The organism is Desmonostoc vinosum (genome assembly GCF_059505385.1).
Genome location: NZ_JCACKM010000296.1, coordinates 56,050 through 82,126 on the forward strand (window position 1 = coordinate 56,050; position 26,077 = coordinate 82,126).

Sequence of the window (26,077 nt, forward strand, 5' to 3'; positions counted from 1 at the left end):
AGGGATTTTAAGTTAACTTAAGCTCTATATTTCCCAAACACTTACAGCAAACAACATGAAACCTCTTACAAAAGTTCTAATTTTTGCGCCTTTGCGTGTTAGCGAAGCGGGGCGTAGCCCGACAAAAAAATATCTATATTAACTCAACAACTCACCCAACTGATGCTGAATCAACAACCCCCTTAAAGTTGCATTTTCTGCCTTAATTGCATTATTCTCAGCTTCTAATTCACTGATTCGCGCTTTTAAAGCCTCCTTAGTTATACCTTGCCTATGAATAACCACTTCTTGATAAATTTCTAAATTAGCATCTTCATTCATCCATCGTTGATAAGTCTTAGTATGTTCTTGTACTGTATGTCCCATATAATCAGCCATCGTCTTAATCGGAACTCTCAAGCGATGTCCCCGGATTGCATAGGCGTGACGTAAATCATAGGGTCTAAACCCTATATTCGTCATTCTAAATTTGATGTGGAGTTTTGCAGTTTTATTACTTAGCGTACCTTCGTTATAAGGTAATCTCACATTCTTCAAATCAAATAATTCTATCCAATGAGGATACAGTGGAGGAATACCACAACTCCGTTCACCAGTCTTAGTACCACCTGTCAAATGGGGATTTAAATTTACCAAATGAAAAGTATTTGTTGGTTCTATAAACGCTGCAATATCTACAGCAAATAATTCATGAGGTCTTAAACCATAAGTTGCCAACATGCCATATACCCATTGCCATTGCTCTGGCTGTGTCAGATTGTCTTTACTAGCATATGCTGATAACTCCTTACCTATTTTGATAAATCCTTGCAGAATCTCCTCATCAATCGGCACTTTCCGAATAGCAGGATGAGGTTTAGGAGTAGCATACGCATCTATTGTTTTAAATCCATTAACACCACAAAATTCACAAAACTTTTTTAGTTGCCATGCTAAAAAAAACCTAGCCGAAGTATTAGGTTTAGTCTTTTCTAGCGCCTCTTCTAATGCTTGTAAAGTCATAGGCACGTCTTGCGGAAGTTTTTTGAGATGTCTTATGTAATGAGTTTCCCAAGTCCGTATCCCTTGCCTATTATGATCATGAGTTTTCCAAAATTCTTTTTCATATTCTGTAATCAACTCACTGATCAGCCGATTGGGCTTTAATTCATCTAATATCGCTATTTTCTGTGCTTGTTTACCCAGTAAATCCGGCGTCCATCGGAATTGTTTTGTAATTAATAATAAGTCTAACTCTCGTGCTTTTAAGATTGCCGTTTTCACACCAGCATCATTAGCAGTAAAACCAAATGAAATGGTATACTGCTTGTTAGGACTACCATTTTTACCAATATCACCTCGTCTACATGGAAAAGTACCTTGTAGACCAATAGATTTAGCGCTAGTAAGCTTAAGTTTAATTTTTACTTTATCTAAACTGAGTGCAAAATTAGCTTGCTGAATAGAATGTTTTATCTTGAGATAATCGCGCTCAATTTTAACGCATTCATCTGAAGCAGAAGATTTAGGCTTCCATTGCTTCCACTTAGAAGGCTCCCATTGCTCAATTGGTGTACCATCCCATTCACCTTTACGGGGGTCATACGTGTTAAATTCGTTGCTAGGCATATCTAGAAGGGGCTGAGGAAGGATTTTCACACCTTGGTTGTAGGTGCAAAGTATGGTTAGCTATTTTGAAAATAGGGAACAGGAAAACCTGGTAACTGAGTTTTTGATTGAATTTTAAAATTTTAGCCCATCTTGATTTTGAAAATAGCTAATACAAGTAACAAAGTAAAGCCTCGCAAAAAACTTTTATGCTTCAGGCTTCATCAACTAACCTAAAAATTACAAATTCATGTGGAATTTATACCAGCTATACTGAAGTTATAGAAAATGCATCAATAAAACTATGAGCAACATTATTTACACCACAAAAAGATATTTTTTACCTTTATTACTTGTAGCAGTTTTTACTAGTATTAGCAGTTGTAGTTCTAACACTACCTCTGGGAACGTTGATAGCGAAACACCAGCGCCTACGACAACACCCACTAGTACATCATCTCCAACGCCTATTCAAATACCCAACAATGCCTCATCTCCAACTCCTAAGCAAGTTCCAAATTTAGCTCCGTCGAAAGAAAAAACAACCACTCAAGAATCTCCTCAAGAAGATACGTCTTCCCCAACGCCTAAAGCTACCACAAATAAAACTACAGACGTCACTCTATATACAAGTGATGTCCAATGTCAAAAGCTAATTCCTCAAAAAGCTTCAGTGCCAGCAGAAGAACCTGTAACAAATGCCGTGGGTAAAATCATAGAACAAAGAGATACCAGCGATTTTAGTTTGTCTGGGTATCGTGTAAATGTGAAGAATGGTGTTGCTACGGTTGATTTGCGATTATCTCCTGAGTCCAAGCGACAGATAATTTCTCTTTCGAGTTGTGAGCAATTCGCTTTGTTTGGCAGTCTTCGTAAAACCTTGACTAGTAATGCCCAATGGAACATTAAAGAGGTTCGTTTTACCTCACGAGGCGAGGAAATTGTGTTTTAAATTTTAATTACAAGGTTTACCACATCACTACTGTCCATCTTGACTTTTATTCTCAGATAACAGCCACTGCTCCACTAACTCCGTCAAGATATCACTCATTTGTCGCTCCTGAGAAGCCGCCGCCGCCTTGAGTTGTCGATGTAGCTGCTTAGGCAGATATACAGTTGTGCGTGTATAATCTGAGCTAGTACTTTTACTCGCAGTAGTGGGTTTCTCATCCATGAGCTGCGGCTTGTCTCTTTGTTGACGACTACGAGCAGCATCAATTAAGTCATCAAAACGGCTAGTTTTCTTTTTATTATTCAAAGTATTAGAAACCACTGACTTCAATTTTTTTGAGTGTATTTTAATTACGAATTACGTTAGCGAAGCGGTAGCGAGTCCTCGATAGCGTTAGCGTAAAGCCTACGGCATAGCTTCGCTTAGAGCGACATAGGAGCGTCGCGTCATTACGAATTACGAATTAATATACTATTTCCTTGCCAACTTCGGCATAACATCGCCAGGCAATCTGGGCGTAGGGGTCTTTAACGGCATTTACAGGAACACCCTCTAGAGCTGCTCTTTGAAACACAGCCAACCGTCGAATTCCTGACTTGAATATAGGTAGTTTTGCTTGTTCTAGAGTTTCTCTGGCTTCTTCTCCCGCCTTATTTGGGTTCGGTGGTACCAGAGTTAGCAAAATTCGATAATTTGTTTTGAGTTCTTTGATTGCATCAACCATTTGTAATGTAGCAGCTAAAGCGATCGCATCGGGGGTGGTAGGTATTACTAACAAATCACATCCCTCAGCAATGGTTTTTAACTCATCTTGATCGGGTCTGGCTGGTGTATCAATAACAATATGTTCATAAAGTTTTGCTAAATGCACTCCTTGCTTTTCATCAGCAACCTTGAATGGCAAGCAACCCCGATTCGACCAATCCAATGCACTGCGATTAAGATCGCCGTCTACTAAAAGTGTGTCTGCTTTGTTTTGCAGGTATGTAGCTAGGTGTAATGCTGTCGTAGATTTACCGACACCACCTTTAAAAGCCGCTACAGTGATGATCATTTTTTCATGAAACGCAAATATTGCCAAAATTTTACTGCATATCTAAACATTTAGACATTTAGTTTTTGCATTTAAACATCTAGACATCTATTAAACATTTAAATGTTTATTGTACTGATAATAAGTATTTAAACTATAAATATGCTAAACATTAGTATACAAATTTTATTCAGTATTCATAAGAGATGTATGTATTAAAAATTTAATAAATACTTCAGTATTTTATGAGAAGACAGACGAGTTGAGCATTTCATTTGGTAATTGCCCAGCAAGGATTGCCAGATAGATAGACAGTTGAACCAAAAAGTTCTACAATTTGACTGATTGTGGTAAATTTACCTATTGCTCAATCAACACAAGCATAGTAAAGATTTTCTAGTGATTCTGTCCTGTTGAGGAAGCGCACTATTAAGATCAAAAAATCTTGAGTAAAGGACAGCAAACTATATGGATGTAAAGCTGATTTTAGTGGGATTAACAGTTATATTTACTCTTTCGTGCTTGTTCTTTGGCACAAAGAATGGCTTTTATGATTCAAAGAACTATCATGGCAATGGGTCTGCCCATTAAAAGAAGTCTGAGCTGAGGCTCCCTGCGCTCAGAACTTCGGAAAGGAAAACAGGCAAGAGGCAAATTCCCTAAGTATCTAGTTTGAGGGCTTCTCGTTACCCAACTTTTCCGAATTAGTGCGGGTTCGGTAACAATCAAAAATCCGCACGCTCAGAGTGTGAGGGTACATAACGAAATTTACCCACTAGGTCATAAAACCAGAATCTGTGTAATTCTTGGCTTTTGGGATATGTCCATAAAGATAAAGCTTGAGGGGAGCGGAGCATGAGGGATATGTCAGCATCCTCTCGCATTGATGCAAGCGAAGCAGGTCATGAGTTAGAGTGTTTGCCCTATAGTGTCCAGCATGACGATGAGGGCGTATGTTTATTAGTGAAGATGGGCCCACACCGCATTCTCTTAGATTGTGGTGTGGGTGATATTTCATTGTTGGCAAGGGGACTAACTAAATCAGCACGTCGCGGTAGTTCGCCCCTACCAGCGGATTTAGTTCTTATCAGTCATGCTCACCCAGATCATGCTAGAGGCTTACTGGCATTGCATCAAGCTTTTCCCATGTTGCCCATCTATGCCAGCGAAGTGACCAGCAAATTACTGTCACTTAATTGGCTAGACCAAGACCCTCAAAAAATTTCCCAATTTTGTCAAGCCTTACCGTTGCGATCGCCTATAGAATTCCAAGAAGGTCTAGTTGCAGAATTATTTCCCGCAGGGCATCTACCAGGGGCAGTAGTAATTTTACTTACCTACACCACCCAGCAGCGTACTTACAAGCTACTATATACAGGGGATTTCTTCTTGTCGAATTCCCGGTTGGTAGAAGGTTTGCGTTTAGAGGAACTGCGAGGATTAGACTTGGATGTGTTGATTATTGAAGGTAGCTATGGCACATCTCGTCATCCCCACCGCCGCCACCAAGAAAACCAACTAGCAGAGCGAATTAATCGAGCTATTGCTGACCATTGCTCTGTAATACTTCCCACACCTGCATTAGGGCTTGGTCAAGAATTATTGATGCTTTTACGTTCTCATCACCACTTCACAGGACGTGATTTAGATATCTGGGTAGATGGCGCTGTTGCTGCTGGGTGCGACGCATACCTAGAATTACTACCCCACCTGCCCTCATCGGTACAGAACTTTGCCCGCCATCAACCATTATTTTGGGATGAGCGGGTACGTCCCCGCGTGCGTCGTTTACAGCCAGAGCATCGTCTTAGCGTGGGGAACTCACCTTGTATCGTGCTTACCGACTCCATCGCTGATTTGAGCGATTATTGTCAACCAAGCACTGGGCCTTGGCTAATCCTGTTACCAGAAAGAATTGATATAAAAGTTAACAAACAATATTTTGCACCTACTACTGTTGAAACATATCTTCTTGCCCAGCATAGTGATGGCCCTGGTACCACCCAATTAATCCATAATTTGCGACCCCAGCATGTCGTTTTTGTTCACGGTTCACCTGCCTATTTAGCAGACCTAACCAGCTTAGAGGAGTTGCAAAACCGTTACCATATACATTCTCCAGCAGCTGATACTTGGGTAGGACTGCCAATTGGGGATACATTTTTACAACCAGCAGCACCAGAGACAAATTATGAAGGGGAATTAACAGAGTTAGGAACAGTCATCTCAATCACCCTGCCTGATACAATTACAACAGATCCGCGATGGCGACAGTTTGCGGATACTGGTTTAATTGAAGCTCGTTGGCAGGGTGAAGAATTAGTATTGAGAGGACTGACTCAACGAGAACTCCTCAACCAAAATAGCGATCGCCACGCCTGGGCTGATGTAGACTGTTGTGGGACTTGCCGACATCAAAGAGGACAGCGGTGTTGGAACCCTGCCTCTCCTTTATATAACTTCAAGGTGACTCTTGAAGGTTATTGCCCCGCTTTTGAGTGCTTAAATGATAGTCAATAGTCATTTGTCCTTCGTCCTTCGTTGTTTTGAACAAATGACTACTTGCCCTAAGCGAAGGAGAAGGGATGACAAATGACTAAATAACTACTCTGGATTAGAGTCAGTATAATGGTTGCGGATGCGCTCAGCTTCGGGGCAATCTTCAGTCAAAAGAGGTTCCACATTCCCACGCGGCACTGAAGCTAATTTTTGGGTTACAGCGCCAATACTTTCGAGGCGAACCATTTCCTCCCAAGAACAAATTTCGTCCTCTTCTTCTGTTTCATAGCGTAGGGTCACTAAATCTCCCTCGATGTCGATGATGCGGGCGCGCTCAATCCAGCGTTGCTGGTCCCGCAAGAAAACACATACCTCCCGCCCATCGCAACACAGTTGATAAATCTTGCGGTGTAGCATGTACTGCTTCTGCCTTTTTAAACAACGTAGTTAAACTTGTGAAAATTTGGGTCTTACCCCAGTAAATTACACCCATAGAAGGTTAATTTGATGGTTTAGAACAAATGCGTTTCATCACCCAACCCAAAAACTTGCTTGTAGTTGTCTAGTTTGAGTAAATCTTGGTTCATAAACCAATGGTTACTCTACCAGTTGAACTCAATCTCCTTATGGGTCGTTACCCGAAATGCCTGCTTCGTCGTAGAAGTCGAGCAGTTCAGCATTTGCTCTAACCAGCCTAGTATTAGTTGCTGGTAAGTCTCTCCTACCATTATGTAATAAAAAGTACTCCAAATCTAGCGTTGATTGCGGTTGTTTAAGTTGCCTGTTTGTAGTCATTGGCATTGCTAGGAAGTCCACGGACTGGGCTTTACTTTTACCCCTATCTACTTGATCTTAACTCATTCTCTTGTTGACCGAATGGTTTTAAACAATAACACTCAAAGAGTTTTGAGTTTGGGGCTTTGATCTGAGGTGTCGCTACCTTTGTCAATCAATAATACAGTGTTAAAGTCACAATTTGTGGAGGTATCAGCAAGATTTGTACGGAATAGGAAATTCCATAAGTTGATTTGAGGATGCTTCGCGTTTAATTTTACCTGCACGAATTGCATCGTATAATGCTGCGATCGCTGGTAAATCTTCAGTTTGATAGCATCTTGTCGCCAATACTTGATGGAGTAGACCCTCAGATTCAACACTAAGATATCCAGTTTGAAAAGCAGATTCAACGAGTGTGCGAATCATCATGATTAGGGCATGGTAAGCAATTTGTTCCCTACAGTATGGAACATCTGTGTTGGTGCATAGTTGACAGAAAACAGTAGTTTGTTGTGATTATAGCTACATATTTTTGTGATGAAAATCACACTTAGTCGCCAAAACGCTTACTTAGGAAGTATTTTTTAGCTTGTGTACTAGGAAATATTCAATACAAGTATTTTAAATAAATCTTGCAATACATAAATTTAAGAGATAAAAAATTTATGTAACATAATTATTAAAAAATCTAAAGTCAAGCAAAAAACTGGCGAAAATCCTCATCTTTTTGACTTAACTGTACCCAGTCTAAATTTAGAGACTGAAATTTTTGCACTAAGCGAGAGCAAGCAGGGCGTTCAGTCGCGTAATGCCCAGCATCAATTAAAATCAGATGGCGATCGCGGCTTTCTTGAAACTGATGAAATTTACAATCGGAAGTAAGATAAGCTTGAGCGCCAGTTTTGACTACCGCCGAGATAAAACTAGCCCCCGAACCACCCAAAACAGCAACTCGTGAAATTGTTTGTTGTAAATCAGCGGTTGGTGAAAAAATTAAATTTGGGGGAGCAAGTCGGGCTTGAATTGCGGCAAGCAACTCCTGTAACGTCAAGCATGGTTGTAATACACCAACACGCCCATATCCCAAACCTGCTTGTGTAGGTACGACGGGGGTAACTTGCTTGAGTTGTAAAATTTGAGCTAAAACATCAGCAGTACCGTCTTGTACTTGATCGAAGTTGGTATGGGCACTGTAAATACCGATATTTTTGGTAAAAGCTAAGCGTACCATTTCTGCGATCGCTTCACCGTTGCGTAAAGATTTAGGAGGAGAGAAAATTAGGGGATGATGAGCAAAAATTAGATTAGCATTGAGTGCGATCGCTTCTTGCATCACCGCTAAAGTTGGTGTTAAACACACCAACACCCGTGCATCCTCCTGCAACACCCCTGGTTCAATTTGCCATCCACAATTATCCCAGCTTTCACACCAAGCGGGATTTGCCCATTCCTCAAACCAGGTAATTAAATCAGCGATTTTCATCATGTAACATTCGGTAAGGAAACGATTTTTTCTCCCCTTATTCCCTGCCTTAAAAGCAGATATTCAATTTTAACGCTGAGTGCTGACGTATTTCTTGAAAAGGTTTATTCCACACAGGATATGCATTCCAATTCCATGCTGCCACAGGAACAATTTGTTTTCTAGCAAGATAAGTTAGTAAACGGTATTCGTCTTCCGGTTCACGGGAAAAGCCAAAGGGATTACGGAAACCTCCATCACACAGTTTATAGTGTGTGAGCTGATTAAGATTGATGCGTTGTAAAATTTCCTGGCCTCTTAGAAGTAAATTATCTAAAAAAATCAGACTAAAAGGTTCTACCTGTGCGCGAGTACGTGGTTCTTTTTTTACCCATCTTGCCCAATCAAATCCATATATAAAATCGTGAACATAACGAAAGCGGATTTCTGTTTTAATTCCGAACATTTCCGTTAATGACACCATCTTTTCCTCAAAAGACTTTAAAAAACAAGTAGCACCTTCATCTGCTGTTATAGCCTGTTTCAGCATACTACTTACCATAAAATCAAAATCCCAAAATATGTTTTCTGGAAAGTTTTGCAACTGAGCATTAACTATACTTTCTAAAGTATCTCGCACAGTAGTAATTAGCTGAACATCGGTAGTTGTTTCTGCAATCAAATTACCTAGTTCTGCAAAGCTCGTAATCAAAGTCTTTTGGGGATTGAGTGATAATGGATTGATAGATTGCTGAGCAAGTTTCTCATCAAGAAAACAGAAAGAATGAGCTAGCGACAGGTCTTGTTTCATATGATTTGAAGTAGCCCAAGTGGGTTACAATATGTATTAGTTTATATCTAAAAGCATAAAATTATTAAATTAATATCAATAAACTTAACTTCTGCCTTTACAATTAGATACTAAAACAGTAAGCATATATGCTTAAAATCAACAATTAAGATCCCCAACTTTTCAAAAAGTCGGGGATCTATAACTTTCAGCATGTTGGATTCATCTACAAAAATTAATAAATTGCTATCCCGAAATGTGAATAACTAGTTCTCTAAGGTGACTACGCTGACGATGTTCCCAAACATAGATTCCCTGCCAAGTTCCCAAAACCAAATAACCACGGTTAATAGGGATATGTTCTGAAGTATGAGTTAAGGCTGTGCGGATATGTGCTGGCATATCATCAGCACCTTCAGCATCATGAATATATTTGCCTGATTCTGGTACGAGGTTTGCCATAAAATTAGCTAGATCCACAAGTACATCAGGATCGGCATTTTCTTGAATAACTAAACTAGCAGAAGTGTGGCGTAAAAATAGGGTACAAAGTCCAGTTTCTACCTCCGACTCTGCAACCACCGCTTCAACTTTTGAGGTGATGTTGTGAAAAGATTTACCAGTAGTAGAAATTCTCAGTAGTTTTTGATAGTGAGTCATGGGGAATGTTGAGATATGGGCTTGCGCTTACTAGTTTCACTCTTTTGTGCGCTTGTAACAACAGATTGTTTTTTTAGTCCTAACTAATATAACGATTCGCAGACAAATCTCTAATTTCCTATAATTCGCTTTGACTTTCAAGTTGCGATACATTTCTGACGACGCGATTCACTAAACTCAAATAATCGTCTAGTTCTTCATATTCATCTATTTTTTTTATTTGGTTTGACAATATTTTATAACGGCACTAGCAATCACTTCGTTACCATCTTTAGCAATGGGTTGAGATTGCTTTGGTAGTTGAGGTAACTCATGCAGAAAATCCCAAGTTCCTTGAAAAAATTTAGCAGGTGTGAGGATTTGATGTTGGTTGTAATTAGCAATACCCTCAAGTAGAAAAGCTGCTTCGGCAAAGTCGTCGCGGGTAATAGTAACTATAGGTAATCCTAGTTTCGTGGCTTCTGCGAAAGTACCATAACCAGGTTTAGAAACAACTCGCCCACAAATAGGCATAAAATCAACAGGACGGTATTTGCGATCGCTAATTTTTAATAAATTCGGTAAATCAGGGGCAGATTGATCAAAAACGATAAATTGCCAATCGGGAAATTGTTTTAAATTATCGTAAGGAATCTGTTGTAAACCTAAGCCACCAAAGGTGAGTAAAATAGTTTTATCTGGCGGTGTAGTGATACCCCAACGTGAATGTAAATCATCAGCTAAGTAACGAGGATAACCACCAGTTAAACCAACATCGGTGATATTGTTAAAAGCCTGCATCGGTTCGTGGAAGGGAAGACGAAATAAGCGATCGCATTTTGCATACCACTCGCAAATCCAATCAGCAACAGCGATAAATTCACCTCCCCAATTGCGGTAAATTAAATCCCAACCAAAATTACTACTCATCCAGCAAGGAATGTTAGCAGCCTGGGCAAATCCAGATACAAGAAAAGGAATATCAGCCAAGATGAGATTGACTCGATTTTGGCGAATAAAATTCACTTCGGAAGCAATTAGCGAGTTCTGATTTTTCTTAATCTCCAACAACTTCTCTAAAGTTGCTTCTTGATCCATTGTGATACTATCTGTTTGCACCACACCCAAATCAAATGCTCGCTGACGATGGATAAAATCACCTTCTATATAACACTCTAGCAACCAACGTGGGGCAGTAGTCACCAAAATTAGCAGAGCTTCTGGACACAACTTCTGAATAGTTGCGGCTACAGATACCATCCTAGTAGCATGACCAAATCCGTGGTTGGTGATCGCTATATATATAATTGGACGTTCCATTTTTTTAGTTACTTGTACTGAGCGAAGTCGAAGTATTAGTCATTAATACCTGACTTATAAAATTGCTGAATTCCCTCGATTAATCGGTCGATTTCTGATTCTAAAGTTAGGTAATGGACGGTGGCGCGGATACAATCAGGGTCGGCAATCGTCCGAGTTAATATGTTTTGTAATTCTAAAAATTGCACTAATTTAGAACTGGCTTGGGGTTGATTATTAGTCAGTTGAAATGAGACGATACCGCCTTCAGGTGGAGAAGTTCGCAAGCATTTAACATTGGGTAATGCTGTCAACTTTCGCCAGAGATATTCGCTATTGTGGCAAATTTGCTCATAACATTCTTGTGGTGTTCCCCATTGCCGATGAATAGCGATCGCTTCCTTTAAACCAGCATACAGCGGCTGGGATAATGTAGATACTTCATATCGTCGCCCATCGGGAAACCAATCTATAGGCTGCCCTTGGCCATCTGTAACAACACCACGCAAACCAATAAACGTTGGGTTCAAACTTTCTCTTGCTTTTGGTCGCACATACAAGCCACCCGCACCCGCTGGCCCACATAACCACTTATGACCCGTGAACGCATAAAAATCAACTCCTAATTCAGTTAAGTCTAAAGGCAGCAAACCCACAGATTGAGCAGCATCTACCAATATTAAAGAGTGATTATTGCTGCATATTACCACAATTTTGTCAAGAGGTAAAACTTGACCCGTATTCCAAAAAACATGACTTAAAACTACCAAGCGAGTATTGGGGCGTAAGTGTTGGGCAATCACCGCTACAGGATCGCCCTCATTTAAAGTTGCCATCAAAGGGCAAGTAGTAACTTCCACAGCAAATCTGCGTGCAATTTCTTTGGCAGTAGCAATCACACCTGGGTGTTCGCAGTCTGTGAGTAACATATGGTCGCCAGCACGCCATTCAATACCCCACATGGCAATATTACAGCCAACAGTGACATTATCTGTTAAGGATATTGTGTCTATTGATACATTAAACTCCGAAGCGATCGCTTCTCTAATAATTTTCATCTCCGATTTCAGCCAAAGATAAGCCTCGTTACCAAAAGGGCCTATTTCCTGAACATAGGCTTGAAATTGACTCATAGTATCCATTGCCGCTTTGGGCATTGGCCCCTGTCCTCCATAGTTGAAATAAGCCTTATTTGCTAAAGCCGGAAATAACTCTCGATGGCGATGCAGCTTAGTTGATGATGCAGAAATACTAGTCATAATTCACAAGAGATATATACTGTTTACAAAAATTAGAGGAGTAAGGGTATAGGAGGGTCAGGGTGTGGAGGAGAGAAAAATCCATAATAGAATAGGGATTCTGACCGCTTTTGCTTTTTCACAGGAATGCAATCGCCACTTCAAGACTTGAGTCATCTGCTGTTCTCCCAGAATGTGCTAATTCTTGTTAGCTTAAAGGAATGTTAATTAATGCCGAACTCCTACTGCAATACCAACGCTGTAAACGCCGCCCTTTTTTGGACATCTACGGTGACAGAAGTCAGCGAGATGCTGTCAATGAGTTGCTACACAAGCTACAACAGGACAAAATCGCTTATCAACAGGGCTTTTTAAGACAGCTGACTTATAGTAAACCAGATTACTCATATGGAAACTGGGAAGCAGCAAAGGCAGCAACTTTACAGTTGATGCAGCAAGGAGTTGAATACATCCATAGAGGAGTACTGTTAGTAACTGATTCGGAGTACACCCTACTCAGTCGTCCTGATTTACTAGTCAAACAGCCAGGTGACTCCAACTTTGGAGACTGGACATATACTCCAGCGAGTATTGAGTTGGGTAAGCGCCCCAAACAAGAATATCAAGTTGTCGCCGCCTTTCACGCCCAAGTCTTAGCAACAGTGCAGGGAGTTGCACCCAAAACAGCTTGGTTACAATTGCGTACCAAGAACACGAGTTATGCAGTAGATTTGGAAAAATGGACGCCGCAGATGCAGCAGATTTTGCAGGAGTTTATTCAAGTTTTAGATTTAGCGGAAGCACCAGAAGCGTTTATTTCCCGTCAAAAGTGTAATCTTTGCCACTGGCATAGTCAATGTTATGCGATCGCTAAATCTCAAAAACATCTCTCCCTTTTACCAGGAGTTACACCCGTTCGCTACACTCAACTCCAAACCCTTGCCATCACCACGCTAGAATCCCTCGCCAATACCAACCCCATCACCTTAGAAGATTTGCCCGGTTTTGATGGTGAGGTAGCACCCAAACTCGTAGTACAAGCTCAATCTGCATTGGAAAGCCGGCCATTAATTTTACCCTATCCGCCACCAATAGAAGATATTACATTTACTGCCTCCATAGAGCTTTACTTTGATATTGAGGCACAGCCAGACTTAGATTTAGATTACCTTTTAGGTGTTTTAGTTGTTGATCGACAAGCTAATACAGAACAGTTTTATTCATTGTTGGCAGAAAAACCAGAAGACGAAGAACTAATTTGGCAGCAATTTTTAGATTTGGTTTGGCAATATCCCGAAGCGCCAATTTATCATTTTTGTGTATACGAATTTGATACAGTTAAACGGTTAGCAAAACTTTACCGCACTCCCTATTCCAGAGTGCAACCAATACTAAATCGGCTTGTCGATGTGTATGAACAGCTAACGCAAAGTGTAGCATTACCAGTTGAAAGTTACGCCCTCAAAGCGATCGCTCGTTGGTTGGGCTTTGAGTGGCGTGATCAAGAAGCCAGTGGTGCTAAGTGTATCTACTGGTATGACCAGTGGCTAGAAACAGGCGATCGGACTTTATTAGAAACAATCCAACGCTACAACGAAGATGACTGCCGCGCCACCCGTAGTGTAAAAGACTGGCTTGTCAAATTTTTTCAGCTTGCAGAATAATTTTAGGGACTTCCAGACCAAAAATATTCAATGAGAAAAACCCTTAACTTACCAAGAAATTATTTGTACTAACTATTCCCTGTTCCCTTCTTCAATGATATCTTGATTATGATTTTCTTAATTAGTCATACCTATCTATGCAGCTACTCCCAAAAATCTTCACCAAGTCAAAAATTCTGTACTTGTTTATCCTCACTCTAATTATTAGTATCTTATCTACAAACTTACCTACAAGCGCTGTTGAAATCAGCGAAATCAAATTTATCGGAGAAGCCACTATACCCAAAGGTCTGTTATTTCAAAAAACGGAATTAGGAGGTTTATCTGGAATTACCTATGATGCGAAAAATAACCTGTACTACACTATCTCTGATGATCGAGGACAAAAAGCGCCAGCCCGTTTTTACACCTTAAAAATTGATCTGAGTACAGATTCACTCAAACATAACGGTGTTATTCCTGTAGGCGTCACCACATTGTTAGATAAGAAGGGAAAAAAATTTGCTCCTGGTGAAACTGACACAGAAGGCATTGCTTTAACTAGTAAAACAACAGCGTTCATCTCTTCCGAAGGTGATGCTGAAAAACTCATTAATCCTTTTATTAAAGAATTCTCCCTATCTTCTGGAAAAGAAATTACAACATTGCCCATACCAGACAAGTTTCTCCCAGATAAAAACGGTAAAAGAGGTATCCGCAACAATTTGGCTTTTGAAAGTCTAACCATTACGCCTGATGAAAAGCATCTGTTTACAGCTACAGAAAATGCTCTGATTCAAGATGGTTTAGAAGCTAAACCTAAAATTGGTAGCTCCTGCCGCATATTACAATATAACCTGCTGAATAATCAGCCAGAAAAAGAATTTCTTTATCAAACTGAACCAGTCACACCTTTTTTGAATATAACTGGCAAGTTTGCTAGTGGTCTACCTGATTTATTTGCACTTGATAATCAAGGAAACTTCCTCAGCATAGAAAGGTCTTTTTCTGGTTTAGGTTTGGCTGTTTCTCTGTTTCAGATTTCCTTAGAGAAAGCCAGTGATATTCACAACATCAGCAGCCTTTTAGCAATTGACTCTCAAAAAATTAAACCAGTCCAGAAAAAACTACTCCTAGATTTGAGAACTCTAGACGTGTCGTTAGATAATATTGAAGCTTTAACTCTTGGCCCCAAACTATCCGATGGACAACGTGCATTAATTCTGGTCAGTGATAATAACTTTAATTCTCTGCAACGTAACCAAATACTAGCCTTTAAACTCAAAATCGAAACACCGCTAACGAGATTACTACGCCGCCTCATCCCCAATTTCAAACGCTAATACCAATTTTCTATGAAGGTGCGCCTTCAAAAATCCTCTGTGTCCCTTTGCGTTAAAAAAGCTTGCATTTGGAGCAGTTTTATTGACTCATACCATTTCACTTTAATAATTTCAGTATAATTACTGTCTTTACTAAGTAAATCAACCCAGCTTAGTCATGGTTTCAGTGTAATTTCTCATACAACATTCTTAATAAATATGTTACACAATTAAATGAAATTAAAAATAATTTAATTCCTACTAATAAAAAAAATTCAAATATTTTGCCAGCAATATTTTTAATAAATACCCTTTATGCCACAAGATAAAATTGAAAATATGGTCAGGCAAAAAGCTGAAGCAGACATTTATCTAGGAAAATTTTTAAACAATCGCTATGTCATTAAAGATTTGATTGGCAAAGGAGGTATGGGTAGAGTTTATTTAGCAGAAGATGCTGCTAAAGGTGGAACGCCAATTGCTGTAAAAATTTTATCACTAAGTTTAGCAAACCAGCAAATATCTCAACGTTTTACTAGAGAAATTTTTATTAGTGCCCAATTAGGTCGTAAAAGTAAACATATCGTCCGCGTATTAAGTTATGGCGTTACAGAAGATAAAGTTCCATACTATGTGATGGAATATTTGCAAGGTAAAAACCTCAAACAGATTTTAAAAATACAACCTTTATCAATCTCTAGATTTTTAAATATTTGTCACCAGATTTGTTTAGGTTTAGAATGCGCCCACCAAGGGATTAACTTTAAAGGTGAAATTTATCCCATAGTTCATAGAGACATTAAACCTGAAAACATATTTATTGGAGAAGATAGCAACAAAGAAGAGATAATTAAAATACTCGATTTTGGCATTGCCAAGTTTCTCACAGAGCGTAGTGGGATGACACTTACCGATTCCTTTATTGGCAGTTTACCATATTGTTCTCCAGAACATATGGAAGGGCGAAAACTGCTGGATGTACGTTCTGATATTTATAGTTTAGGAGTGCTGATGTTTGAGATGCTAACAGGAAAACATCCATTCCAAACAAAAAGTAACTCTTTTGGCAGTTGGTATCAAGCCCATCGCTTTCAAACACCACCTACACTTGAAGAAGTAAATCCACAAATAGAAGTACCGCAGGAATTACAAAAACTATTGATGAGTTGTTTAGCAAAAGAAGTAAGCGATCGCCCACAAAGCGTCAGTCAAATCATCACTTATTTAGAAAAAGCAAAAACTCAAATCTATCAAAATTATGACAATCTTCAAATTACTCCACCAGTGCAATTAATACCTGCAACTTCATTATCAGAAAAAGAATGTTTACAAAAAATCTGGCCTAAAAACAAACCAATCGCACCAATTGGTTTTCCTCATTTATTACATACTCAACAAGGCACTATCCCAACCTTTTGGGCAATGTTACCTAAACAAGAAATTGCCAAATTTATAGACAAAAATCATGGAACTGAATTTATTAGTAAAATGAATGTCTACCCCATGTTGATGTGGGTAACAGTTTTATATAATGCTCACATAAATTTAACAAGATGGCTATTTTATTTTTTAGATTTAAAAGATAAAAAAGGTCAAAGTTTAGTGCGTACTTTAGTAGAAGTAGGTTACTATCACCTGTTATTTTTTCCTTTAGAAGAACCAAAAAAATGTTCTCATGTCATAACCTTAACTCTTACAGCTAGCCAACGCCAGCTACTAATAGATTGTTTAGACAAGAGTCAAACATCAACAGGGTTTATTTTACCTAATCAAGCAAAAAATATTTTAAAATCAGAATATGAAAAGCTAAAATCTGAAATATTACAAAAATTGTCAGCACATGAAACCCAAGAAAAAGTAAACTTAAAATCTTGGATGATTAAATTAATGAATTCGTTTTTAAATTTTTATCGTATTCTTTATAGAAATTAAACTATTCTAAATATTAGAGGTTATGAAGGTGAATCAAAGCCCAATTGCGTCTCCAATAAGTAAGGAGTTGCTTGCTAATCGTTATCAACTCAAGCAGTTAATTGGCAACGGTGGCATGGGTGAAGTTTTCTTAGCAGATGATATTTTATTAGGGATACCAGTTGCTATTAAGTTTTTAGCTCAAACAGTTGCTAACACCAAAATGCAAAAAGACTTTGCTCGTGAAGCTTTAATGAGTGCAGCATTAAGTCAAAAAAGTATACACATTGTGCGAGCTTATGATTATGGTTTACGTGATAATGGCAATCCATTTTATGTTATGGAATATTTATCTGGTAAAAGTTTAAAAGAGTTAATGCCGTTAAATTTACCCACATTTTTAACTTTGTTCCGCCAGATTTGTTTAGGTTTGCAATGCGCTCATCAAGGCATCGCTATAGATGGCAAGATTTATCCGTTAGTTCATAGAGATATTAAACCAGCCAATATATTAGTGATTCCTGATCCGATATTAGGTCAATTAGTCAAAATTCTAGATTTTGGCATAGCTAAATTTTTAAACTACGCTACAACAATTAGCACAAATCGAGGATTTAATGGGACTTTACCTTACTCTTCTCCTGAACAATTAGAAGGGGAAGAAATAGACAGTCGCTCTGATATTTATAGTCTGGGTGTCATGATGTTTGAGATGCTGACTAGCAAAAAACCTTGGCAACCAGAAACTGATTATTTTGGCGCTTGGTATAAAGCACATCACTTTGAACCACCACAAGCGATCGCAGATGTAAATCCCACTCTCAAACTACCTCAAAAGCTCAATGATTTGATCATGGCTTGCCTTGCTAAAAAAGCAGGCGATCGCCCGCAAAATGTCACAGAGATTCTGCAAGTTTTAGAAAGTATCGCTCAGTTTAAATCTCTCAACTTACCCAGCAGTTTATCCTTTAAATCTCCAGATTTTACGCCAAACTATTGGCAACTTTTATGGCCGCAAAATAAACCCATTCAAGAAATCGTTTTTCCTCAACTTCTTAACATCAAGCAAAGTTTTGTGACTACAGTATGGCTGATGTTACCTCAACAAGAAATCAAAAACCGTGCCGTTTCCACCCTCCATAACCAATTTATTTTTATTACATCTCCACACCCGATGCTGCTATGGGTTACAGTCCTCTACAATCGCCAACTCGGCCCCAAGTGGCTACCCTGCTATTTAGATATGCAAAATCCCCAAAATCATCGCTTAGTGATGTCTTTGGCTACACAAGAACATTACCCTTTGATTTTCTTCACCTTGGAAACACCCCACTCTTGCACCAACGTGATCAGCAGCCGCATCGACTCCACTCAGCGGCAAAAATTGCAAACTTGGGTAAAACAATGCCAAAACTTACCCCCCTCATCTCAAGCCCAGTTAAGCAAACAGCTGCTAAAGCAGCAGTATAAGCAAATGCAGTCCCGGATATTGCAGCATTTAGAACCAAAGCCACAGGTTATCGCATCGAGTTCAAATGCTAAAAGAGGGAACAGGGAATGAAAAGTTCCGAATCAAGTAGTAGAGATTAAAAGCACTTGACAAAGAGAAAAAAAACAGCCATAATAACAAAGTTGCTAAACAAGGGACTGTAGTTCAATTGGTTAGAGCACCGCCCTGTCACGGCGGAAGTTGCGGGTTCGAGCCCCGTCAGTCCCGTTTTAAGTTATAAACTTAGCTGCCCAAAAACAGTAACAACTCACAATAAATATAACTATTCACCACTCCCTACTCCCCACTCCCAAACTGATATAGTTGTCATGCTTTGCGAAAGAGAGATTGAACTGTGACTGTTAGAGTCCGTATTGCTCCGAGTCCAACAGGTAACTTACACATTGGTACAGCCAGAACATCTGTTTTTAACTGGCTGTTTGCCCGCCACCATGGTGGAAAATTTATTCTGCGAATAGAAGATACAGACCTAGAGCGATCGCGTCCCGAATACACCGAAAATATTCTTGAGGGGCTACGCTGGCTAGGCTTAAATTGGGATGAAGGGCCATTCTTCCAATCCCAACGTCTGGATTTGTATAAAACAGCAGTGCAAAAACTGCTTGATCAAGGATTAGCTTATCGCTGCTATACCACCCCCCAAGAACTCGATACACTCCGAGAAGCCCAAAAAGCCAGAGGCGAAGCCCCGCGCTACGACAACCGTCACCGTCACCTCACCCCAGAACAACGCGCCGCTTTTGAAGCCGAAGGTCGCTCTTATGTGATCCGCTTTCAAATCGAAGATGAGCGGGAAATCGTTTGGGATGACTTAGTACGCGGTAAAATGACTTGGCGGGGTAGCGATTTAGGTGGCGATATGGTCATCGCCCGCGCTTCCGAAGAGGGTACAGGTCAACCACTATATAACTTTGTCGTTGTGGTGGATGACATCGACATGCAAATTACCCAAGTGATTCGGGGAGAAGACCACATAGCCAACACCGCTAAGCAAATTCTCTTGTATGAAGCTTTGGGGGCAAAGATCCCAGAGTTTGCTCACGCACCATTGATTTTAAACATGGATGGGCGCAAGCTATCCAAGCGGGATGGTGTCACCTCCATTTCCGAATTTAAGCAAATGGGCTTTACTGCCGAAGCTTTGGTAAATTACATGACATTACTAGGTTGGTCTCCCCCAGATTCGACCCAAGAAATATTTACCTTAGAAACAGCAGCTAAAGATTTTAGCTTTGAGCGAGTCAATAAAGCAGGCGCAAAATTTGACTGGGCCAAGCTCGACTGGTTAAACAGTCACTATATCCACAGTATGCCAGTAGATCAACTCACAGATTTACTCATACCTTATTGGCAAGCCGCTGGGTATAAATTGGATGCAGAACGCTCTCGCTCTTGGTTAGAGCAGTTAGTAGCTTTAATTGGCCCTAGCCTAACTCGATTAGTAGATGCTATCGCTATGAGCCAGTTGTTTTTTAGTGAAACAGTAGAATTTAGCGACGAGGCTATGCAACAGATCAAGCAAGAAGGTGCTGCTGCAACACTCAAAGGAATTATTACAGCCTTAGAAAATCAACCGCAATTGTCACAAGACTCAGCTCAAGACATTATTAAACAAGTAGTGAAAGAGCAAAACGTGAAAAAAGGCTTAGTCATGCGATCGCTCAGAGCAGCTTTAACAGGAGATCTGCATGGCCCCGATTTGATCCAATCTTGGTTATTACTGAATCAAATTGGTTTAGACAAGCCGCGCTTGCATAGAGCAATCACAGAATAATGCACCAACAATAACATCTGTAGAGACGCGCTATTTGAGGCGTCTCCATACCAAAATTATCGAAGCTACGTTTAATCTGAACTTCTTCACGTGCAAATGGACTAAATACGTTTAAATAATTCGTAATTCGTAATGACGCGACGCTCCTGTGTCGCTAACGCTTCGCTATCGAGGACTCGCTACCGCTGCGCTAACGTAATTCGTAATTAAGTTTTGTAATAGGGATTTGACCCCAACACAAAACTTGCCGGTTATAGAACCGGGGGACTTAAACCCACGGAACTTGTTAAAAGGCTTGTATTGAATGCAATACAGGCTTTTAATTGAGAACTTTAGCCGCTCACAATCCCTGACCATTGAACTTTTTTCTCTTGCTCACGGCGGTAGGAAAAGAAATGCTCTGGAGTTTGATAAGTACAATAAGGAGCGATCGCCACTTGTTCTGCACTAATCCCTAAGCTTTCCAACTGTAAAGCATTTACCCGTCTAACATCTAGCCGTACCTTTGTTGGGTTGGGATCTACCAGCAAGGGAGAATTTGGTAACTCATATAATGCTTTTATAATTGAATTTTCGTCTTCATGTGGTATAATGCTAGCCCCGACTTCGGCAGCCACCTCAAGAGAGACTTGGTAAACTTCGCCAGCGATCGCTGGGCCCATAGCGATGCGTAAATCATCTAGTTGACTACCTTGAGCCTTGAGTTGGGCGATCGCTTGGGGGACAATTTTTTTTGCTGTACCCCGCCAACCCGCGTGCAGTGCTGCCACCCGTCGAGTTTTCACATCCCCAATTAACACAGGTGTACAGTCAGCACTAGCTACCCACAAAGCTTGCAGAGGTTGTTCGCTAATTAAACCATCTGCCTCAGCCAAATTATCCTCACCCCTGCTCATGCTGTCAATTTCTTGTGGGGTAAGAACAGTATTGCCATGTACCTGTTTCAAGCGATAAACTGAAGCCTCTGGTAGCAGCACTTTAGTTAACTCTTGAGGCGATCGCGGCCAAAAATGGTGCGTCAAAAAACCGTGATGCCAGTATTCTAGGATACTACAACTCAAGTAGGGTATTCCTTGCCAATTGTGCCAGTGCCAAGTGTGCATCTTGAACCAAACCTAAAGGTCAAGTAAAAAGGATTCGGGATCGGGGGCCCCGAGTTCCCCATAACCACGACCAACTAATGCTAACTTGAACAACGGAATTTGGGGTAACTGCTGTGGAATTTAATCAGCAAAAATTAGAAGCAGCCCTAAAATCTGGGCGTAAGCACAAATCTTTGGCATTTTCTGTGCATATTTTTAATAGCCTTCCCTCTACAAACCAAACCCTTTGGAACTTACTTAACCAAGGAGCTGAACAAGGTTCTGTAGTCATTGCCACACAGCAAACAGCCGGACGAGGACAATGGGGACGCCAATGGATTTCTCCTTCTGGAGGATTATATCTTTCGGTAGCGATCGCTCCTAAAATAGATGCTAGCGACAGCTACCAATTAACCTTGGCTACTGCTTGGGGAATAGCTTCTCAACTACGCCAGTGCGGCGTCAGTGTGGGGATTAAATGGCCCAACGATTTAGTTTTAAATGGTCGTAAACTAGGCGGCATTCTAACAGAAACCAGAGTAAACAACGGTAAAATCACACAAGCTGTGATTGGTGTTGGTATTAACTGGATAAATCCAGTCCCGGAAACTGGAATCAATCTAGAATCTTGGCAAACTTCGCAACATTCCAAACCAATATCTTGTCTAGAAATGCTAACCTCTACAGTTTTACTAGGAATAGAATCCGGTATGGAGTGCCTCTGCCAAGAAGGAATAAGCATACTCTTATCTCGTTATTTAGACTTGCTAACGAATATGGGCGATCGGGTTTACGTCAATCATCTTTCAGGCACCGTAATTGGAGTCACCCCTCAAGGAAATCTCAGAGTAAATTTCAAAGCAAATGAGTCAAATGAACTAATAACATCAGAAATTTCCATTGAACCCGGTACAATCAGTTTGGGTTACTATAAATCTTCCCTTTAACTTTCAGCTTTGTTCCAAGCTCTGGTACTGGGGACTAGGGACTAGTAACAATTCTCCTATTCCCCATTCCCAATTCCCTCTTAATTTACACACAACTGAGAGAACAAATGACGCAGCGCAATCACACTGCCCATAACCGTTTGCACAAATCATGGCAGCGAAGTCTAAAAAAAAGACGCTTGGCGTCTAATTTATCAGCCCAGAGTCTCTGTTGGCTCAGTAGCTTTAGTCTCCTCAGCGGCGGCTTCGTGTTTGCCCAAACGGAAACATCAATAGATAACATTGTTCCTACTATTGAAAGTTCTCAACCAACAGCAATTACAAATCCAGTTAAAAAAGAAACAGTAGCGCCACAAGCAACTCAAACACAGCCAAACTTTTCAGGGCGGCGAGTCAAACTCAGACAAAGATTACGTCAACCAGAAGTTTCTCAATCAAAACCCAAGGTTGAAATTATTGCACCCGCCACAAATACCAGACTGTCAAAGCCCCAGGTAGAAGCTTCACCAGTCGCACCTGTAAAGATTACAGAACAAAAACCAGCGACTCCACTTCGCCCGATACCTGAAAAACTTCCAGAAGTTGCCCAACCATCTAACTCCAACAGCACTGTAGGCGCAACAACAGGGAAAACAAAAGATTACAATAACGCCTATATTGACCCCACCAATTACAACACTGGTGCTACAACTACTTACCAAGCACCAAATTCTGTAATCATTACAGAACGTTCTAGTGGTTGTCGAACCATTGTGCCAGCAGGGCAAGGTTTATTAGGCGGCGTTTGCGCCAAAGTACCTGCGCCAACTCAGCGCGTAGTTGATGCTAATGGCAAACCAGCGCCTAGTTGGCTCAGAAGAAGTCAAAACGCTCAATTAGCAAATGTTCCCACAGCGAGGCAGGTAGTAGCAGCTACTAACAACAGTAGTTGGCGTGCTACTCGCACTGATACTGTTGGTGTCACCAAAACCGCCTATCGCCCGAACCGATTTATCCCCAATCCCGGCGAATTTAACACCACAAGAGCAAGTTCATCCCCCATCGCGCCCAGTGGTGGTACTCTACCGCCACCAATGGCAGCAGGTAACGTTGCACCCCGCCCCAGCACCGTAGCTTACGACTTTCCTCTGGCATCGGTGTTGCCGCAAATCCCCTACACCGGCGCAGTCGCCTATAACGGTAGCGGTATGATGTTCCCCTTATCTGTACCTGCACCAATTACCTCTTTGTTTGGTTGGCGCGTTCATCCCATCTCAGGCGATCGCCGCTTCCACGCTGGTACAGACTTAGGTGCCCCCATGGGAACACCAATCTTAGCAGCCGCCAGAGGTCAAGTGGAAACCGCTAATTGGCTTGGTGGTTATGGTTTAACCGTAATCATCAATCACAGTTCCGCTCAACAAACCCTCTACGGCCACATGTCAGAAGTCTTTGTCCAACCCGGTCAAGTGGTAGAACCAGGAACTGTCATCGGGCGAGTTGGCAGCACAGGTAACTCCACAGGGCCTCACCTGCATTTTGAAGTCCGCCACTTAACACAAGACGGATGGGTTGCTGTTGACTCAAGCGTACAATTACAAGGCGCCCTTAGTCAGTTAGTCCAAAGCACGCAAACAGCGCGGGTAATTCAGCTGCCAGATAGGTAGGAATGGGGAGTAGGGAGTAGGGAGTGGGGAGTAGAGTGGATGCACTTCTTTTATCAAAGACGCTACGCATAGCTTGCTTCCCCTATGGGGTACGCTCAGTGAGTAAAAGATGAGGGGGATGAGGGAAAAATTTTCTTTGCGTTCCCGCGTCCCCGCGTCCCCATTACGAATTACGAATTCCCCAATCACACATACCCGTGTTCTGCAAGGAATGCGGGTGTTATATCATATAGACTGGCGTTATCTGTGGTGTGTTGGTTGCCAGGATGCAGGAATTTCTCTACATATTTGCCAAGAATATCTCCTTCCAAATTTACCAAACTGCCAGGAACCAAATAGCGGAGATTTGTCTCGGCATAGGTTAAAGGAATGACAGCTACTGTAAATTGAGATTGTTCTGGCTCATATGCGGCTACTGTAAGGCTAATACCATTGACGGCAATGCTGCCTTTCAAGACGATATACCGAGCGATCGCCTCAGATGCCATAAACGTCATTTCCCAAGAACTAGCCGTTTCCTCTACTGCTAGCATTCGACCTATACCGTCTACATGCCCCATAACAAAGTGACCACCAACCTTGCCACCTAAGCGCAGTGACGTTTCTAAGTTGACGTATTTTTGTGCTGTTTGCTCACTTCCCAAAGTCGTGCGGCGCAGAGTTTCTGGTGAGGCTGTAGCAATAAATCCGTCTTTTAAAACTTCTTCAACCGTCAAACAAACGCCATCTACGGCTACGCTGTCACCGCAAGCTAGATCCTGCATAATATCAACAGACGACTGACTTACACAAGTAATTTGCCAAGAATCGCCCTTTGAGGGTTTCATCGTTCCTAAAGCTTGGATTAATCCTGTAAACACGGCTTTTTTGCAAAACTAACTCTATTTATCGCCTAATTTTGCCAGAAATTAACTAGTAATTCTCACAAGAATGTTCAAGTATTGAGTATAATTTCTGACTTTTTCTGATTAAAGGAATATTAACACATTCGCATCCTTCACAAGGCATACTTGGTTAAGAAGGTTATTGTCTAAGTAGACCAATTTGACTTACTCTGGTGTTCACAACAAGTTCGGAGTTTAATAGAAGCAATTATAGAAAACAATGCCTATGTTTATTATTTTCGTCTATTTACCCCAACTAGGGTATTATTTGTTACAAAATAACCAAGCGCTCAAAGGATTTTAGAGGCTGAGCCAATGATTGAAATGAAAGTCGCTGGCATAGCATTAGATGCCATAACTCGCAGTCCGATTGTACTTTTGAAAGATGCTTCAGATCGGCGTGCTTTGCCAATATATATTGGTCAGGAACAAGCTAGGGCAATTATGGGCGCACTGGAGAATCAAAAGCCTCCCAGACCATTAACTCATGACTTAATTGTCAATATTTTTGATGGCTGGAACATGACTTTAGAGCGAGTTATTATTCATTCCTTGCAGAAGGATACATTTTATGCAGCTTTGATTGTCCAACAAGGTGAGATTAAAAAAGAAATTGATGCACGTCCTAGCGATGCGATCGCTATTGCCCTCCGTACAAATACCCCTATTTGGGTAATGGAAGAAGTAATTGCTGATGCCTCAATTCCTGTTGATCGCGATGCTGACGAAGCTGAACAACAAGCGTTTCGTGAATTTATATCAAATCTCCGTCCTGAAGATTTGATCAAGCGCTTTGGTAATGGCGATAGCTAAGAAAGTGCTGAGGTATGAGAGAGATGAGGAGGATAAGGGAGATAGGGGAGATGAGGAGGATTAGGAAGTAATTCCTCCCTTGTTCCCTTACTTCCTCATCGCTTTCAAAAATTTCTACTAATAACAATTTGCCCAATCAGGTATTATTTTAAGAGCTAACGTATTGTAAATCAGTAGATCGTATTTTTTATATGTATCTTAATAACAAATTATGAATTACAAAAACAGGGAGTAGGGAGTAGGGAGTAGGGAGTAGGGATACAAAAACA

General features: G+C 40.7%; 24 protein-coding genes and 1 tRNA gene. 12 read left to right on the plus strand and 13 right to left on the minus strand.

Annotated elements, in window-relative coordinates; genetic code table 11:
- Positions 1 to 138: 138 nt before the first annotated feature.
- Complete coding sequence (locus tag AC5JMF_RS30705; protein WP_495799491.1) at positions 139 to 1,608, minus strand: site-specific integrase; 1,470 nt, start codon at positions 1,606 to 1,608, stop codon at positions 139 to 141.
- 283 nt (positions 1,609 to 1,891) lie between these two features.
- Here AC5JMF_RS30705 and AC5JMF_RS30710 point away from each other — a divergent pair, with 283 nt between their 5' ends.
- Positions 1,892 to 2,539 carry a sporulation/spore germination protein gene (locus AC5JMF_RS30710; RefSeq protein WP_495799492.1) on the plus strand — a complete coding sequence of 216 codons (648 nt, stop codon included), beginning with the start codon at positions 1,892 to 1,894 and terminating at the stop codon, positions 2,537 to 2,539.
- A gap of 27 nt (positions 2,540 to 2,566) precedes the next feature.
- On the opposite strand, the gene AC5JMF_RS30715 is transcribed toward AC5JMF_RS30710, so the two are convergent.
- Together AC5JMF_RS30715 and AC5JMF_RS30720 are read right to left on the minus strand one after the other, a co-directional pair.
- A complete protein-coding gene (locus AC5JMF_RS30715) occupies positions 2,567 to 2,845 on the minus strand; it encodes a CopG family transcriptional regulator (RefSeq protein ID WP_495799511.1) in 279 nt (92 codons plus the stop codon).
- A gap of 157 nt (positions 2,846 to 3,002) precedes the next feature.
- A complete protein-coding gene (locus AC5JMF_RS30720) occupies positions 3,003 to 3,593 on the minus strand; it encodes a ParA family protein (protein WP_495799512.1) in 591 nt (196 codons plus the stop codon).
- A gap of 447 nt (positions 3,594 to 4,040) precedes the next feature.
- Here AC5JMF_RS30720 and AC5JMF_RS30725 point away from each other — a divergent pair, with 447 nt between their 5' ends.
- A complete protein-coding gene (locus tag AC5JMF_RS30725; protein ID WP_495799493.1) occupies positions 4,041 to 4,163 on the plus strand; it encodes a DUF8629 family protein in 123 nt (40 codons plus the stop codon).
- Between the two features lie 264 nt (positions 4,164 to 4,427).
- Positions 4,428 to 6,092, plus strand: coding sequence for an MBL fold metallo-hydrolase (locus AC5JMF_RS30730; protein WP_495799494.1), 1,665 nt, complete (start codon positions 4,428 to 4,430; stop codon positions 6,090 to 6,092).
- 84 nt (positions 6,093 to 6,176) lie between these two features.
- Here the strand turns inward: AC5JMF_RS30730 and AC5JMF_RS30735 are convergent, their stop codons facing one another.
- From AC5JMF_RS30735 to AC5JMF_RS30770, 8 genes are all read right to left on the minus strand, one after another.
- Positions 6,177 to 6,488, minus strand: a complete 312-nt coding sequence (locus tag AC5JMF_RS30735; protein ID WP_138497463.1) for a DUF6679 family protein — start codon at positions 6,486 to 6,488, stop codon at positions 6,177 to 6,179.
- Positions 6,489 to 6,695: 207 nt separating this feature from the next.
- On the minus strand, positions 6,696 to 6,866 hold the full coding sequence (locus AC5JMF_RS30740; protein WP_495799495.1) for a hypothetical protein: 171 nt from the start codon (positions 6,864 to 6,866) through the stop codon (positions 6,696 to 6,698).
- A 192-nt stretch (positions 6,867 to 7,058) separates the two neighbouring features.
- Positions 7,059 to 7,274, minus strand: coding sequence for a hypothetical protein (locus AC5JMF_RS30745; protein ID WP_495799513.1), 216 nt, complete (start codon positions 7,272 to 7,274; stop codon positions 7,059 to 7,061).
- 268 nt (positions 7,275 to 7,542) lie between these two features.
- Entirely contained in the window at positions 7,543 to 8,331 is a 789-nt protein-coding gene (locus tag AC5JMF_RS30750; RefSeq protein ID WP_495799514.1) for a Nif3-like dinuclear metal center hexameric protein, read from the minus strand.
- A 49-nt stretch (positions 8,332 to 8,380) separates the two neighbouring features.
- On the minus strand, positions 8,381 to 9,121 hold the full coding sequence (locus AC5JMF_RS30755; protein ID WP_495799496.1) for a hypothetical protein: 741 nt from the start codon (positions 9,119 to 9,121) through the stop codon (positions 8,381 to 8,383).
- 225 nt (positions 9,122 to 9,346) lie between these two features.
- Entirely contained in the window at positions 9,347 to 9,760 is a 414-nt protein-coding gene (locus tag AC5JMF_RS30760) for a secondary thiamine-phosphate synthase enzyme YjbQ (protein WP_495799497.1), read from the minus strand.
- 216 nt (positions 9,761 to 9,976) lie between these two features.
- Entirely contained in the window at positions 9,977 to 11,059 is a 1,083-nt protein-coding gene (locus AC5JMF_RS30765) for a glycosyl transferase (protein ID WP_495799498.1), read from the minus strand.
- 35 nt (positions 11,060 to 11,094) lie between these two features.
- The gene (locus AC5JMF_RS30770; protein WP_495799499.1) at positions 11,095 to 12,297 is read right to left on the minus strand and encodes an aminotransferase class V-fold PLP-dependent enzyme; all 1,203 of its coding nucleotides are present in this window, start codon (positions 12,295 to 12,297) and stop codon (positions 11,095 to 11,097) included.
- A 200-nt stretch (positions 12,298 to 12,497) separates the two neighbouring features.
- Between AC5JMF_RS30770 and AC5JMF_RS30775 the strand changes: the two genes are divergently transcribed.
- The 6 genes from AC5JMF_RS30775 to gltX all read left to right on the plus strand — a co-directional run bounded on the left by AC5JMF_RS30775 (position 12,498) and on the right by gltX (position 20,436).
- Positions 12,498 to 13,940, plus strand: coding sequence for a TM0106 family RecB-like putative nuclease (locus AC5JMF_RS30775; RefSeq protein ID WP_495799500.1), 1,443 nt, complete (start codon positions 12,498 to 12,500; stop codon positions 13,938 to 13,940).
- A 137-nt stretch (positions 13,941 to 14,077) separates the two neighbouring features.
- Complete coding sequence (locus AC5JMF_RS30780; protein WP_495799501.1) at positions 14,078 to 15,262, plus strand: esterase-like activity of phytase family protein; 1,185 nt, start codon at positions 14,078 to 14,080, stop codon at positions 15,260 to 15,262.
- A 294-nt stretch (positions 15,263 to 15,556) separates the two neighbouring features.
- Positions 15,557 to 17,173 (plus strand): serine/threonine protein kinase, encoded by a 1,617-nt coding sequence (locus AC5JMF_RS30785; RefSeq protein WP_495799502.1) that lies wholly within the window; start codon positions 15,557 to 15,559, stop codon positions 17,171 to 17,173.
- Positions 17,174 to 17,201: 28 nt separating this feature from the next.
- Entirely contained in the window at positions 17,202 to 18,713 is a 1,512-nt protein-coding gene (locus AC5JMF_RS30790; protein ID WP_495799503.1) for a serine/threonine protein kinase, read from the plus strand.
- Between the two features lie 82 nt (positions 18,714 to 18,795).
- Positions 18,796 to 18,869: transfer RNA gene (locus tag AC5JMF_RS30795), tRNA-Asp, on the plus strand.
- 127 nt (positions 18,870 to 18,996) lie between these two features.
- Positions 18,997 to 20,436, plus strand: coding sequence for a glutamate--tRNA ligase (gltX, locus tag AC5JMF_RS30800; RefSeq protein ID WP_495799504.1), 1,440 nt, complete (start codon positions 18,997 to 18,999; stop codon positions 20,434 to 20,436).
- Positions 20,437 to 20,768: 332 nt separating this feature from the next.
- Here gltX and pgeF read toward each other — a convergent pair whose 3' ends face one another.
- Positions 20,769 to 21,539 (minus strand): peptidoglycan editing factor PgeF, encoded by a 771-nt coding sequence (gene pgeF, locus AC5JMF_RS30805; RefSeq protein ID WP_495799505.1) that lies wholly within the window; start codon positions 21,537 to 21,539, stop codon positions 20,769 to 20,771.
- Positions 21,540 to 21,652: 113 nt separating this feature from the next.
- Here pgeF and AC5JMF_RS30810 point away from each other — a divergent pair, with 113 nt between their 5' ends.
- Both AC5JMF_RS30810 and AC5JMF_RS30815 read left to right on the plus strand, forming a co-directional pair.
- Positions 21,653 to 22,465, plus strand: a complete 813-nt coding sequence (locus AC5JMF_RS30810; RefSeq protein WP_495799506.1) for a biotin--[acetyl-CoA-carboxylase] ligase — start codon at positions 21,653 to 21,655, stop codon at positions 22,463 to 22,465.
- A 107-nt stretch (positions 22,466 to 22,572) separates the two neighbouring features.
- Entirely contained in the window at positions 22,573 to 24,111 is a 1,539-nt protein-coding gene (locus AC5JMF_RS30815) for a peptidoglycan DD-metalloendopeptidase family protein (protein WP_495799507.1), read from the plus strand.
- A gap of 185 nt (positions 24,112 to 24,296) precedes the next feature.
- Here AC5JMF_RS30815 and AC5JMF_RS30820 read toward each other — a convergent pair whose 3' ends face one another.
- Positions 24,297 to 24,971: a riboflavin synthase gene (locus AC5JMF_RS30820; protein WP_495799508.1), complete on the minus strand. Its 675-nt coding sequence runs from the start codon at positions 24,969 to 24,971 to the stop codon at positions 24,297 to 24,299.
- Between the two features lie 339 nt (positions 24,972 to 25,310).
- On the opposite strand from AC5JMF_RS30820, the gene AC5JMF_RS30825 reads away from it, so the two are divergent.
- Positions 25,311 to 25,808, plus strand: coding sequence for a bifunctional nuclease family protein (locus AC5JMF_RS30825; protein ID WP_495799509.1), 498 nt, complete (start codon positions 25,311 to 25,313; stop codon positions 25,806 to 25,808).
- Positions 25,809 to 26,077: the final 269 nt, after the last annotated feature.